Origin of the sequence: Sphingobacterium sp. WM (genome assembly GCF_029542465.1) — a bacterium.
In the GTDB taxonomy this organism is placed as follows: Bacteria; Bacteroidota; Bacteroidia; order Sphingobacteriales; family Sphingobacteriaceae; genus Sphingobacterium; species Sphingobacterium cellulitidis.
Genome location: NZ_CP120709.1, coordinates 642,010 through 654,131 on the forward strand (window position 1 = coordinate 642,010; position 12,122 = coordinate 654,131).

The window sequence follows — 12,122 nt, forward strand, 5'->3', positions numbered from 1 at the left end:
TAAAAAAGTTTCTGGAATTACTCCGGAAACTAACTAGGATCTACTAAGAATAAAGGTTGGTCGTATTCTACAGGTTGTGCATCATTTACTAAAATCTTCACGATTTTACCTGATACTTCCGATTCGATTTCGTTGAATAATTTCATGGCTTCAACGATACAGATTACCTTTCCAGGAGTTACTTCATCACCTACGTTGACAAATGAAGCTTTGTCTGGACCTGGAGAACGGTAGAATGTTCCGATAATTGGAGACTTAATAGTAATGTATTTCGAGCTTTCATCCGCAGGAGCTGCTGGTGCTGCAGGAGTAGCCGGAGCTGCTGCAGGTGCCGCAACTGGTGCTGCTACAGGAGCAACTTGAGCTGCAGGAACTGTTGCAGTTACGTATGTAGGCTCTTGATTAGTCTTTATCGTAATTTTAAAATCTTTCTCTTCGATCGATACTTCATTCACACCCGATTTGGAAACGAATTTGATCAGATCTTGAATTTGTTTAATATCCATACTCATATGCTAGTAGGTTTGTTTAATAATTTTAAAAAATAAATAGCTATAAAGGTAATAATAAAATGCTGATTAATACGCCCACCTTAAATAAATGGAGCCCCAAGTAAAACCACCACCAAAGGCAGCAAGAATTAAATTGTCTCCTTTTTTAAGCTGGCTTTCCCATTCCCATAAACATAGTGGAATAGTGCCGCTCGTCGTATTACCGTATTTTTGAATGTTTACCATTACTTTTTCCTCAGGTAATCCAGCGCGTTCCGCAGTAGCATCAATAATACGCTTGTTCGCCTGATGTGGTACTAACCAATTAACATCTTCAGATGTCAATTTGTTTCTTTCCATCACTTCAACAGCTACATCAGCCATATTGGTTACTGCAAATTTAAATACTGTACGACCTTCTTGATAAGCATAGTGTAAACCAGCATCAACAGTTTCGTGTGTTGCAGGGTTCAATGAACCACCGCCTTTGATATTTAAGAATTGACCGCCTGATCCGTCTGTTTTTAAAACAGCGTCAATCAATCCGTTTCCTTCTTCATTTGGTTCTAATAATACTGCACCACATCCGTCACCGAATAGAATGCATGTATTTCTGTCTGTATAGTTGACAACAGAGGACATCTTATCGCCACCAACAACCAATACTTTTTTGTGTTTTCCAGACTCAATAAATTGAGCTCCAGTGGTTAATCCGAAGAGAAATCCCGAACATGCTGCTTGTAAGTCGAAACCCCAAGCTTTTTTAGCACCGATTTTGTCTGCTAAGATGTTGGCAGTCGCCGGGAATAGCATATCAGGAGTACTGGTACAGAAGATAATTAAATCAAGATCCTCGGCAGAAATCCCTCTTTTCTCCAATAAACCCTTCACTGCTGGAACCGCTAAATCAGAAGTAGCCTTTCCTGGATCCTTTAATATTCTTCGCTCACGAATTCCTGTGCGGGTTACGATCCATTCGTCGTTAGTGTCTACCATAGTCTCCAACTCTTTGTTGGTCAGGATATAGTCAGGAACGTAACCATGTACTGCAGTAATAGCTGCGTGAATTTTAGACATATTTTTTAGTTAAATGCAGATTTGATCTTCTCAATAAATTGTGAGGCGATCATATCTCTCGACAATAATACCATATTTTTAATTGCCTCTGGACTTGAAATTCCATGGCCAATGATTACAGGGGCATTGACCCCAAGAATTGGGCTGCCACCATATTGCTCGTAATTAAACCTATCAAAGAATTGATCTTTAAATCCTTTCTTCAACGTAACTACATAAAATGATTCAGCTAGCTTGAGCACTACATTGCCAGTATAGCCATCGCATACAATTACATCGGCATGATCACTAAATAAATCACGTCCTTCTGCATTTCCGATAAAATTGATTTTGTTGTTTTCTTTTAATAGAGGGTAGGTAGCGATGGTTAGGTTGTTTCCTTTTTCTTCTTCTTCACCAATGTTCAGTAGTCCGACCTTTGGTGAGGGAATGCCATATACATGTTCTGCATAAAGGCTTCCTAGGATAGCAAATTGGTTCAGCATTTCTGGTTTACAATCTGCATTCGCTCCGACATCCAATAAAATTCCAAATCCGTCTTTCAGCTTCGGAACATTGGTCGCAATTGCAGGTCGTATAACGCCTGAAATAGTCTTTACACTAAACATAGCACCGACCAGCATGGCGCCGGTATTACCTGCTGAAGAGAATGAATCAATCTCTCCATTTTTCAATAAGTCAAATCCCTTGGCTATTGAAGAGTTCGGCTTTTGGCTGATTGCTTTTGTGGGATGTTCGTGCATGCTGATATTCTCAGGTGCATGAACATAATCAAATTTTGAGGGGTCAGATCCAGCTTCGGCAATAGCTTTCTTAATCGCTTCTTCATCGCCAAATAGGACAATTCTTTGCGAATCATCCAACTGTTTTTGAGCTTCAATCGCTCCTTTGATATTTGAATCTGGAGCAAAATCCCCCCCCAACACGTCTAATCCAATCTTCATTCGTTATTATTTATATTATTCAATAATACGCAAAAAACATCCCAAGTGAAAGTTAATAATATAAAATATTATACTTTTTTGGGATGTTTTTAAGAAAGATGTCGTTAGACAGCAGCGGTGTTCTCAATAATTAATTTACCGTTGTAGTATAAGTTACCGTCTACTGTATATGCGTGGTGAGGTCTGTGCACCGCGCCAGTTTCTTTACAAACAGTTAAGCTAGGTAATTCAGCTTTATAGTGTGTTCTTCTCTTGTCTCTTCTAGATTTAGAAGTTTTACGTTTTGGATGTGCCATCTCGTATTTTTTGTTTTAGTTATTTTTAATATTCTTCAATGCTTCCCAACGAGGATCAATGTTTCCATTGTCTTCCTCAGACGAGCTCTCTTCTTCATTTTGAATCATGTCCAACATCTCTGGATCACATGCTATCCCATCCCCGTTTTCACTACACTTGGGGTAAGGTGGAACTGCCACATTGATATACTCATAAAGTAATGGGGCAATATCTAATTCATAATCATTCTTGGATAAGGTAATCACTTCTTCTGTGTCCTCGTTCCAATCCTCATCGATGAATTTTACCAAAGCACGTTCCTTAATGTGAACAGGTGAATCAAAGGTCGATAGACAAACATCGCAAGTCAGTTTTATTGTGCCTTGAATGTCGAAATTAGCTATCAACATGTTTTCCTGTTTCTGCAAGTCGACAACCGCTTTCAGATTGCCTTCCTGTACTAAGGAATGTTCGTAACATGCAAAGAACTTCTCGTCGATTTCAAAGTCAAAACTGTGCTTACCTGTTGAAAGACCTGAAAATGGTATTCTGTATTTTTTTAGATACTTCACAATCTTGCATTTGAGCCTGCAAAAGTAACGATTAATTAAGTATAAATGAAATTTATTTTAAAAAATCGTTTAGGCTATTCGTAATAATTTTTTCCTAATTCAATTTTCGGACGATCATTCGCCATCCGCCATTTATTGGTGTCTCGCAAGGAGTAGGCACAACCGCAGTATTCTTGCATGTAAAACCTCTCTTTTTTGCTGATTTCCAACATCCGTGCAGAGCCGCCTTTCTTGCGCCAGTTGAATGTCCAATACTCCATATCCGGAAACCTGGAAGCTGCCCTTAAGCCACAATCATTGATCTGCTCCATGTTTTTCCATCTGGAAATCCCCAGAGAGCTTGAAATAACATCAAAGCCATGCTCAGCAGCATATTCGGCAGTTTTCTCAAATCGCATATCAAAACACATCGTACAACGACTTCCGCGCTCTGGCTCGTTCTCCATGCCCTTTGCCAGTTCAAACCAATGATCTACATCATAGTCCGCATCAATAAATGGAATGTTGTGTTTCTCAGCAAAACGAATGTTTTCCTCTTTCCTCAGATCGTACTCTTTCCTTGGGTGAATATTAGGATTATAGAAATAGATCGTAAAATCTATATTGGACGCAATTAATGCCTCCATTACCTCACCAGAACAGGGAGCACAGCAGGAGTGAAGCAAAAGCTTTTTCCCTTCGTTGGGCAATTCCAACTTCTCTCTTACAAATTCTTTGTTCTCCATTGCTTTATAATCTATTCTGCAATTTTACACAAATCCTTCAATTTAACCAACTTTAACAATCTTAAACGCTTAGGTAGCCTACGACAAACGATAATTTTATACATTTGTAATAAATTATTTGTTTTATGAAACTAAGGTACCTATTTGTTCTCCTCGCAATCGCCACAGTGATAGGGTTTTATTCCTGTGAAAAAGACGATGATGAACCTCATACCAGCAATAATATTTCCCGACTTTATATATCCTATTCTGATTTTAATGAGAATCTAGGTTCTACTAGATTTAATAATATAGTCTTGTTACCTTATTCGGATACGACAGCAGCAGAAATGAGTGTTGGTGCAAGCCCATTTTTATCAGGTGCTAGAGGTGGTAGAACCATCTATTTCAACCCTAGTGCACAAAAGATTTTTCAAGCATCATTTAACACTACAGTCGTAGATACATTTATTTATAAACTCTCAATTGGGGAGACAGGTGCCTTGAGTAATGATAGAGGACAAATTCGTCAATCTGTATTACAATCTGTTCGTGGCTTAGTATTTCATCCTAGTTTGGATAAATTATATGCAATTGATAATGGAGGAACTAATCCTATGTTTTATGCCTTTGACAGACCAAGAGGATTGGAAGAATTCAGAAAACCTGGACAGAAATTTCAATTCCAAAATGATATTGATCCATGGGATGTGACTATTGTAAAAAGTGGCTTAGTGGTAAGTAAATCTGGTGCAAATGGGGGAGTGGAGATCTATGATGGGTTGATTATTAGCCGAGATTCTACCATAAATTCTGTACCGCCTTCAAAAGTGTTGTCTGTTTCTGGTACCCAAGGTAATATTCGGGGGATGTCTGTAGACACTGTTAATAATATGATGGCTTTGACAGATTTTCTTCAAACTGGTTCTGGAAGTAATGTTACTTATCAAGGACGGGTTTTGATTTTTGATGACTATGCTAAAATCAGTCAAGCCACTGGTACTATCACACCTACCCGAATCATCACAGGTGCGCTGACTGGATTAAAACAGCCAGTGGATGTAGAACTGGATTTCAGAAAAGACAGTAAATATATTTATGTTGCTGACCGAAATTCCAAAGCCGTTTATCGTTTCTTAAAAACAGATAATGGAAATGTGGCTCCAAATGCGACTTATCAGTATAAGCAAGCTGGACGAGCGGATTTTTCTACCCCAGAGGGCATATCCTTAGACGCAAGGAATTAAAAGATATAATAGTATCGAATAGGAAGACGAGGTTATTGAATCTCGTCTTCTTCAATTAAAGCCAGTAGAGTTTCAACCTCAAGCCTCTTTTCCGCATTGTCTACATGCTCGTAGGCAGCAATCAAATTCCTTAAAACCCGCTTAATAATGGAGATATTATCACAAGGCAGGGTATAGTTGTCCGATAATGGTAGATTAAGTTGTCTCAGGAAGGCATAAATATCCTCCTCACGCATAATTTGCCCTCTATTGAACACATTGATATAAAACTCAACCTTATCATGATTTTCACCATCTACATAAGCCAGTACAAAATGTTTGGGCAAGTTCACACCATAGATCGGAATATCTAGTTTTTGTGCTACCAATGCATAGATGCAAGCTAAGCTAATAGGATTCCCTTTCTTGGTTTCAAGAACCTTATGGATAAATGAATTTTGAGGATCATGATAATTGGAAGTATTCCCCGAGAGACCAAATTCCCTGAACAGAATATTGTTCAACAGCTTTACCTTTTCCACCGGGCTCATATCATACATCAAATGATACCAGGCATTCCGACGAATCTCCGCTAATTGATAATAAACTTGTTCTTCATGAAGATTCGGGTATTGATACCGATTGATGATGAGTAGACCTTCCAGCAGATCCTCCGAATTATTGAGTTTCCAGAGTTGTAGGTCATTTTTGACTTGATCGTACTGAATTCTATGAATGATATTCTCAATCCGACTTTGGGAAAGCGGGTCAAAAGAAGATTCCCACGAGTGTTCCAACAAAGGGATTACCTCAGGCCCACAGGTGATTAATTTGTGCTCTATTTCTTGAAAAATCTCCCGGTCGGGATCATCCAAAAGATAGATGAGTGCCTTAATTTCTTTTTCATTCACAATGAAATTTACGAAATAAAAGGCAATCCCAAAAATCCTTCACAATATTGTTATTTTAACTGACCATCCAACATATTCAGGATCGACTTACCGTATTCTGCATTCTTCTCAGAGTGAGTTACTTGTATAATGGTCATCCCTTCATCATTCAGTTGTTTGAAAAGTTCCATAATTTCTTCGCCTTGCTTGGAATTCAGGTTTCCAGTAGGTTCGTCGGCCAATAGTAATCGCGGTGAACCCGCCAATGCTCTGGCAATTCCGACTACCTGTTGCTGGCCACCTGATAATTGCGCAGGAAATAAATCTTTCTTCCCTACAATATTAAAACGGTCCAACATATCCGATACAATGCTCTTACGTTCTGATGAAGATAAATTTTTATAGATCAATGGGGTTTCAATATTTTCGTAAACGGTCAATTCATCAATCAAATGATAAGACTGGAAAACATAGCCTATATGTGATTGAAACAACTGAGAACGCTTTTTTGCTTTCATATTCAGCACATCTTCACCCATAAAAGTGTAACTCCCCTCATCCGGTTCATCCAACATCCCAATTACATTCAATAGGGTAGACTTCCCAGAACCTGAAGGCCCCATAATGGATACAAAATCCCCTTCATTGATCTCTAAATTGATGTCCTTTAATATAAAGTTCTTGGCACCTCCGACACTGTACCATTTGAATATGTGCTCTAGTTTAATCATGTTTTTTTATAGTATTTAGTATTAAGTATTTAGTATTAAGTATTTAGTATTTAGACCTTTCCTGCTCCACATGAACGTCTTAAATCATCTTATCCTTTCCAATCAGGTTAATATCTCAAATCTCATATCTCAATTCTCAAATCCATTCAAGGGAACAGCCCTTGATTCATTCATCTCTCAAGCTTTTCACTGGATTTTCATTTGATGCCTTAAATGATTGGCAGCTAACAGTAATAAATATTATCAATAATAAGCTAAGAACTGCAAGACCAAAATACCAGAATTTTATTTCTATATGATAGGCAAAATTGTTCAACCAAGATCCGATTAAAAGGTAAGCAATTGGTACTGCTATTACAGTCCCAATTATGAATATTATTAAGAATGGTTTATTGAGTTGGTAAAATATAGAGTGAACAGAAGCTCCCAAGACCTTCCGAATGCTCATTTCTTTCCTCTTTATAGATACTTGGTAAGCAGACATGCTAAATAAACCTAAACAAGCAACAATAACTGCTATTAATGTGAAACCATTGAATGCCTTTTGCAATTCTATTTGTTTCTTTTGCAAGCTGGCATAGCTTTGATCCATAAATTCATAATCCAAAGGCAATGCTTCCGCAGCGGGATTCTTCAGCCACTCCTGTTTTACGGTTTGAATTGCCGCTTCGGTTTTTCCTATTGCAGTTTTTACGATCAATGCTGATTTAAATCTTCCTTTTGCACATTCATCTTTATAGGAATAAATGGTTGGATTCACCTTATTTTCAAATCCATAGGCAATACTATTTTTTACTACACCGATAATTTCAAAATTAGCATCACAGCCCTGAATAGTAGCTCCTATAGGATTCTCCATACTCCAGGCTTTTGCGGCAGCTTCATTAATCACAGCATAATGTTTACTGGAATCTGAAACTAATTTGCTCATGGATATATTGTCACCACCGACCAAGAAATTCATGTTTAAGGTTTGAAAAAATTCAGGATCAATACCTACATGATCTAGATCATGTTTTTCATTGTTATTATTGAATTGAAATTGGGCTGGCAATTCTCTTGAACCAGGGATATTTGTAGCCCTAGCCACAGATTCTATACTTGGGTCTTGCAGCAATCGCTGCTTGAAGTCATAAAAAGATCCATCCAATTTATTGTCGTAATACATCGCAACCCCAATAAAATTGATAACCTGAGATGGTTCAAAACCTTTATCGGTTTCTCTCATAAAATTGACTTGCTGTCGCACAACAAACATCCCAGTTACAAAGATAATGGCAATAATAAATTGCGCTATCATCAAGGAATTTCGAAGGCGGTTATTCATGCCAAATGACAAGTTATTTCCTTTTAAAAGTTTTACCGAATTAAATCCTGATAATGAAATCGCCGGATAAATCCCTGAAATCAAGGTGCAAACTAAAATACCAACCAATAACTGACCAACTGTTTCATAGTTCAGCATATACTTCAGTAAATCATCATTAAACCATTTTTGTAGGGCATTACCAGCAATGAATATCATAAAAAAAGATAAGATTGCCGAAAAGCTAGTTAAGATGAATACTTCCAAAAGTAATTGTCTAATTAGGGCAAATCTCGAACTTCCAAGGATTTTCTTTATGGCTAATTCTTTAAGTCTTTGATTCGCCTTCGCCATCATCATATTGGCGAAATTTGCACAAGCAAGAACTAAAATAATAACCGATAGGACACCTAGAATCCAAACAATCAAGTAATTCGTATTGCTACCCGCTTTTGGTTGTAAGTATAGGTTTTGAAGCGGATCTAAATAGACCTTACCCTTAGCAAAAGCAGAACTTTGAATCCTTTCCTTCTTGGAAAATTTGCTGGTAAATAGGTCATTTATTTTACTGGTTAATTGCTCGATATCAGTACCCTTTTTCACTTGGATAAAGGTTTGAGCTAGATAAGGATTTCCTTCTTCCTCCGTTTCTATTTTTCGGATAAAAAGAACGTCTCCATCGATAATGGAAAGCTCTCTTTCTTGAACTAACCCATAGAACGTGTCATGAACTCCCATGGCAAGACTAAGTGCTGGAACTTTCTTGGGCTCACTAAAATCTTTATATTCCTTAAAAAGCAATTTTGCAATTGGCTCTTTTATTAGATTCGCTTCATTCTGCTCCGCATTTTTGTACAATGGACCGTTCTTATTTTCGAATTGAAATATCCTTGCCAGGGAAGAGTCTATTGCTAATACTTTTTTTATATAGACGGTTGATTCCCCAAATAAAGGATATTTTCCCCATGTAAAATCAACCTTTCTCCCAGCATATTCTATTTCCGGGAAATTATCTTTCAGCGTTTGTGCAAATGAAGGAAGCATATCAACACTGTAATCTCCGTTGGCTTCCAGACCAACTTGATAAATGCGATCATAATTTGGATTCCATTTATCATAGCTGGTTTCCCGATTGATATATTGATAGGATAATATAAACCCAGCGAACCCGAGTGTTAGACCAAGGATATTCAAAAATGAAAACACCTTATTCTTCCAAAGATTTCGCCATGCGATTTTAATATCATGCTTCATCATATCGATTCCTAAATTATTACTAAAGTTCTCTAAATAATATTTTACAATCGCCTTGCCATAAATATAATGGATTGATTTTCACTATGATGTTAGCCGAATTACAAAATCTCCTGTTCGATATCGAACAGTTTTCGTACGGAATTGAACGGTCATTTAGGAGAGCCATTAAATTACTCATCCCGCAAGCTATCCACAGGATTTGTCAATGCTGCTCTTATTGTTTGGATATTGACCGTTATGAGGGTAACTACGAGTACGATTAATCCTGCTAGAATAAAAAACCACCATTGAACATCAATTTTATAGGCAAAGTCCTCCAGCCATAAATTACAGAGGTACCAGGCAATCGGACCAGAAATCATAATCGCCAAAATAGACATCAAAACATATTCTTTCGAAAATAAACTCGATATTCTATAAATGGTTGCTCCCAAGACTTTGCGGATTCCGATTTCTTTATTCCGCTGTTCAACACTTTGATAAATTAATCCCGTTACTCCTAACGCAGAAATAAACAGCGCAAGAAATGAAAAGAAAGTGAAAAGTTGAGCTTGTTGTGTTTCCTTTGCATATGATTTGGCAACCACTTCATCTACCCATTCATAGTTGATTAAACGATCTGGGAAGTGGCTTTTTAAAACATTGTCTATAGCCGTTAAACTAGCCTTTTCTTGACCTTCCTTGATCTTGATCAAAACATTCCCCCATGAATTCAATTGAATCGCCGTAATGACGGTAGGCACTTGTTTCTTATGGAAAGATTCACTATGAAAATCAGCAATTATCCCAACTGGAATGATTCCTAAATCTTCATTCAGCTTTCCTAATTCAGTAATTCCCAGCCTATTTGCAGTGCTTTCAGTAATTAAGGCATTTCGAATCGGATCCTGACCTTCTTTCGCTAGATCACTGTAGCCTTCATAATCAGAGGGTCTTAAATATCGACCTTTGGTTAAGCGTATATCTAGTAATGAAATTAAATCGGTATCTCCGGTAATAAAACTTACCTGAATTTCCTTGCCAGGGTTATGGATATCCTTAATAGATCTGGCCATGTATCCAGAACCAATATTTGGAGTCCAACTGGTTATACTAGTCTTTTCCACACCCGGAATTCTAGACAATTCATTTTTGATTACCTCAGGACCAGCTCCAAAACGAAAGGTTTTAATACTAAGTAAATTTTCGGTGTTCAATCCCCTTGGAGTTGATTGAATTAAATTCAATTGAGATTTAATAGTTATTAAACCAATTATTACAATCAGGGAAATGCAAAACTGTAATACGATCAACGTCCTTTTTGTAAATACCTCTGAAAAACTGGATTTTGATATTTTATTCTTTAAGGCATCAGCAGACTTAACATTCGAAACTATCCAAGCAGGGTAAAGCCCAATGACAAGGCTCAATACCAAACAACCTGCAAATGATAGAGCCAGAATAATGGGGGTTAAGCTTTTGATATAGGAAAGATCAGTATTCAAAAACTTCTCCAACGGCGATAATCCCAATAAATAGAGTATGGAACTCAGTACAAAGGATATCATGAAAAGTATGCTGGTTTCTGTTAATAAACCTTTTATCAATTGACTTTTGCTTGCTCCCATAATCTTAAAAAGATTGATGGCTTTCACCTTTCTGATCGTCCGAATTGCATAAAGGTTTATGAAATTAATACATGATATCACAAGTACCAGGATTGCTATCCCTTGAAATATCAAACTATTCTTTTTATTACCACTGATTTCTGTCATGCCGAGTGGTTCCATATAAATTTCCTGCAGCGGTTGAAGTTGGTAGCTAAGTTTGTTTTTTTTGGAGTCGTTTAGAAAATTAGTGTACCACTGGTTGGCTTTTATTGAAAATTGAGAAACATCCGTGCCTTTTTTCAACAAAATATATTGTTCCATATAGAAACCATAGCCATCTTTACTCAATTCCATTGGATTTTTTGGTCCCAATTCAATAGCGGAGGTTCTAAAGATGGAGTTCGAGGGTAAATCATCGATTACTGCAGTTATTACAAACTCTTCCTTTTTAGAACTAAAAGGGTTTGCATTGAATACAACTTTTCCGATTACCTCCTGATCTTTAAAGTATTGCTCCTTGAAAGACTTGCTAATCACTAGGTTTTTCTTTCCTTCAATGATGGGTACAGGTTTTCCCTCAAGAACCTTGAGATCTAAAAGGTCAAAAATATTTGCATCAGCCCTTAATGCTGGAGCCTCGAAAGGCTCACTGTTCGAACCTTCAGTATTCAAATAAACCTTGCCAGAAATGATGGCGCTTTCAGATTCAACTTCAGGAAAGTTTTTCTTCCACTCGCTCGCAAGATTGGCATAAGCACTGGGAATCCTGCTTTCTAAGCCTTCAGTGCTATCCAAGGTGGTTATTCTATAAATTTGAGAAGAATTTTTCCAACTTTTATCAAAAGAATTTTCCTCGATAACTACCGAAAAAACCAGCAGACACAAGGTAAATGCAAGCGTTAAACCTATAATATTTATCCAACTATACGTGCCGTTCTTTTGAATATTTCGAACCGCTATTTTTAGTGTATTCATTTTTTTAAATATAAAATAAGTCCTTAATACTTCCTCGCCTTTCCGCTCTCTCAAATCTCAATACTCAAATCTCATATCTATTCA

General features: G+C 37.2%; 11 protein-coding genes. 1 reads left to right on the plus strand and 10 read right to left on the minus strand.

The genetic code is table 11. The features are described from left to right. Nucleotides 1–29: 29 nt before the first annotated feature. The 6 genes from accB to PZ892_RS02845 all read right to left on the minus strand — a co-directional run bounded on the left by accB (nucleotide 30) and on the right by PZ892_RS02845 (nucleotide 4,085). Nucleotides 30–512 carry an acetyl-CoA carboxylase biotin carboxyl carrier protein gene (gene accB / locus PZ892_RS02820; RefSeq protein WP_220476609.1) on the minus strand — a complete coding sequence of 161 codons (483 nt, stop codon included), beginning with the start codon at nucleotides 510–512 and terminating at the stop codon, nucleotides 30–32. 66 nt (nucleotides 513–578) lie between these two features. Next, nucleotides 579–1,568, minus strand: coding sequence for a beta-ketoacyl-ACP synthase III (locus PZ892_RS02825; protein WP_094255438.1), 990 nt, complete (start codon nucleotides 1,566–1,568; stop codon nucleotides 579–581). 5 nt (nucleotides 1,569–1,573) lie between these two features. Next, on the minus strand, nucleotides 1,574–2,512 hold the full coding sequence (gene plsX / locus PZ892_RS02830; RefSeq protein ID WP_182498075.1) for a phosphate acyltransferase PlsX: 939 nt from the start codon (nucleotides 2,510–2,512) through the stop codon (nucleotides 1,574–1,576). A 104-nt stretch (nucleotides 2,513–2,616) separates the two neighbouring features. Continuing rightward, a complete protein-coding gene (gene rpmF, locus PZ892_RS02835) occupies nucleotides 2,617–2,808 on the minus strand; it encodes a 50S ribosomal protein L32 (RefSeq protein WP_093100719.1) in 192 nt (63 codons plus the stop codon). 15 nt (nucleotides 2,809–2,823) lie between these two features. After that, entirely contained in the window at nucleotides 2,824–3,360 is a 537-nt protein-coding gene (locus PZ892_RS02840; RefSeq protein WP_094255436.1) for a DUF177 domain-containing protein, read from the minus strand. A 74-nt stretch (nucleotides 3,361–3,434) separates the two neighbouring features. Beyond that, a complete protein-coding gene (locus PZ892_RS02845; protein ID WP_094255435.1) occupies nucleotides 3,435–4,085 on the minus strand; it encodes an epoxyqueuosine reductase QueH in 651 nt (216 codons plus the stop codon). Nucleotides 4,086–4,210: 125 nt separating this feature from the next. Between PZ892_RS02845 and PZ892_RS02850 the strand changes: the two genes are divergently transcribed. Next, on the plus strand, nucleotides 4,211–5,311 hold the full coding sequence (locus tag PZ892_RS02850; protein WP_182498076.1) for a hypothetical protein: 1,101 nt from the start codon (nucleotides 4,211–4,213) through the stop codon (nucleotides 5,309–5,311). Nucleotides 5,312–5,343: 32 nt separating this feature from the next. Here the strand turns inward: PZ892_RS02850 and PZ892_RS02855 are convergent, their stop codons facing one another. The 4 genes from PZ892_RS02855 to PZ892_RS02870 all read right to left on the minus strand — a co-directional run bounded on the left by PZ892_RS02855 (nucleotide 5,344) and on the right by PZ892_RS02870 (nucleotide 12,038). Then, entirely contained in the window at nucleotides 5,344–6,201 is an 858-nt protein-coding gene (locus tag PZ892_RS02855; protein ID WP_094280203.1) for a transglutaminase-like domain-containing protein, read from the minus strand. Nucleotides 6,202–6,251: 50 nt separating this feature from the next. Beyond that, nucleotides 6,252–6,911 carry an ABC transporter ATP-binding protein gene (locus PZ892_RS02860; protein ID WP_094255432.1) on the minus strand — a complete coding sequence of 220 codons (660 nt, stop codon included), beginning with the start codon at nucleotides 6,909–6,911 and terminating at the stop codon, nucleotides 6,252–6,254. Nucleotides 6,912–7,077: 166 nt separating this feature from the next. Continuing rightward, complete coding sequence (locus tag PZ892_RS02865) at nucleotides 7,078–9,474, minus strand: FtsX-like permease family protein (protein ID WP_182498077.1); 2,397 nt, start codon at nucleotides 9,472–9,474, stop codon at nucleotides 7,078–7,080. A gap of 170 nt (nucleotides 9,475–9,644) precedes the next feature. Then, nucleotides 9,645–12,038, minus strand: coding sequence for an FtsX-like permease family protein (locus PZ892_RS02870; protein WP_182498078.1), 2,394 nt, complete (start codon nucleotides 12,036–12,038; stop codon nucleotides 9,645–9,647). Between the last annotated feature and the right edge of the window lie 84 nt (nucleotides 12,039–12,122).

Bases quoted from the DNA above. Each gene is read 5' to 3' on its own strand.
- accB (WP_220476609.1), bottom strand. From the start codon at position 512: ATGAGTATGGATATTAAACAAATTCAAGATCTGATCAAATTCGTTTCC.
- PZ892_RS02825 (WP_094255438.1), bottom strand. From the start codon at position 1,568: ATGTCTAAAATTCACGCAGCTATTACTGCAGTACATGGTTACGTTCCT.
- PZ892_RS02845 (WP_094255435.1), bottom strand. From the start codon at position 4,085: ATGGAGAACAAAGAATTTGTAAGAGAGAAGTTGGAATTGCCCAACGAA.
- PZ892_RS02870 (WP_182498078.1), bottom strand. From the start codon at position 12,038: ATGAATACACTAAAAATAGCGGTTCGAAATATTCAAAAGAACGGCACG.
- PZ892_RS02865 (WP_182498077.1), bottom strand. From the start codon at position 9,474: ATGATGAAGCATGATATTAAAATCGCATGGCGAAATCTTTGGAAGAAT.
- plsX (WP_182498075.1), bottom strand. From the start codon at position 2,512: ATGAAGATTGGATTAGACGTGTTGGGGGGGGATTTTGCTCCAGATTCA.
- rpmF (WP_093100719.1), bottom strand. From the start codon at position 2,808: ATGGCACATCCAAAACGTAAAACTTCTAAATCTAGAAGAGACAAGAGA.
- PZ892_RS02860 (WP_094255432.1), bottom strand. From the start codon at position 6,911: ATGATTAAACTAGAGCACATATTCAAATGGTACAGTGTCGGAGGTGCC.
- PZ892_RS02850 (WP_182498076.1), top strand. From the start codon at position 4,211: ATGAAACTAAGGTACCTATTTGTTCTCCTCGCAATCGCCACAGTGATA.